The organism is Parapedobacter defluvii, from assembly GCF_014642075.1.
Lineage (GTDB): Bacteria > Bacteroidota > Bacteroidia > Sphingobacteriales > Sphingobacteriaceae > Parapedobacter > Parapedobacter defluvii.
Genome location: NZ_BMIK01000056.1, coordinates 1 through 1207, shown reverse-complemented (window position 1 = coordinate 1207; position 1207 = coordinate 1). Strand labels below are relative to the sequence as shown.

Here is a 1207-nt window from a genome sequence, read left to right as displayed (position 1 = left end):
TTGAAGGACGTTGCCTTCCTTTTTGCATAATATTCGGCAAGCAACTCGCTGCTTTTTACCGAAAGGTTGTTTTTCGCCGCCGTGTCGATGGCCTGGCCCAGGGTGATGGTCTGAGCAAACACCGGAAGCTGGATCAGCACCAACACCATACCCATCGTACTTTTTTTGCCAAAAGCCCATTTCGGAAGTTTGATTTTTTCAAACAGAATAAACAAGGTGGGCAACACAAAAAGCGTCAGGAACGTAGCGATGAGCAATCCACCGATCACCACCGTTGCAAGCGGCCGTTGCACCTCAGCTCCGGCACCGCGGCTGACAGCCATCGGCAGAAAACCAAGCGAAGCCACAAAAGCGGTCATCAATACCGGCCGCAACCGCGTTTTGGTCCCGTTGAGGACAATGGTATGCAGGTCCTTCTCTCCGGCTTTTTTCAGGCGGTTGAACTCGGCAACGAGTACAATGCCGTTGAGTACGGCTACGCCGAATAACGCGATGAATCCTACGCCAGCGCTGATGCTGAATGGCATCCCACGTAAAGCCAGCAGGAAAATGCCTCCGATGGCAGAAAGCGGAATGGCTGTGTAGATCAATAAGCTTTCTTTGATGGAGCGAAAAGCAAAAAACAGCAGGACAAATATCAGCACAAGTGATACCGGAACGGCAATCATCAGGCGGTCCTTTGCCTGGTTGAGGTTTTCAAACGCACCACCGTATGTGATGTAATAACCCGGAGATAGTTTTACGTGCAGGTCGGCTTTCTTCTGTAGTTCGTTTACGATGCTTTGCACATCACGTCCCCTGACATTGAAGCCTACCACGATCCGTCGCTTGGCATCTTCACGCTGTATCTGGGCCGGACCGTTCTGGATGCTGACGTCAGCCACTTGGTACAGCGGAATCTGACTGCCCCTCGGTGTCGGAATTAGCAGGTTACGGATGTCTTCCAGGTTCTCCCGTTGCTTCTCGTCAAGCCGAAGGACCAGATCAAACCGTTTTTCGCCCTCGTAAATCTTACCCGCGCTTTGTCCGGCAAAAGCGGTGTTAACCACCCGGTTGACAGCTACGATATTTAGCCCGAATTGGGCAATATTCGCCCGGTTATATTTTACAATGACCTGTGGAAGCCCCGTAATCGGTTCTACGTACAAATCCTGCGCACCAACCACCGTTTTGATGATTTCACCGAAACGATTGGCGTATTCCGCCA

Annotated in this window: 1 protein-coding gene; it reads right to left on the bottom strand. The window is 51.3% G+C overall.

Translation table 11 applies throughout. From position 1 onward, the window contains the following. Window positions 1-1207 (bottom strand): efflux RND transporter permease subunit (locus tag IEX60_RS24705; protein WP_188754064.1); only part of this gene is annotated, 1207 nt, incomplete at both ends.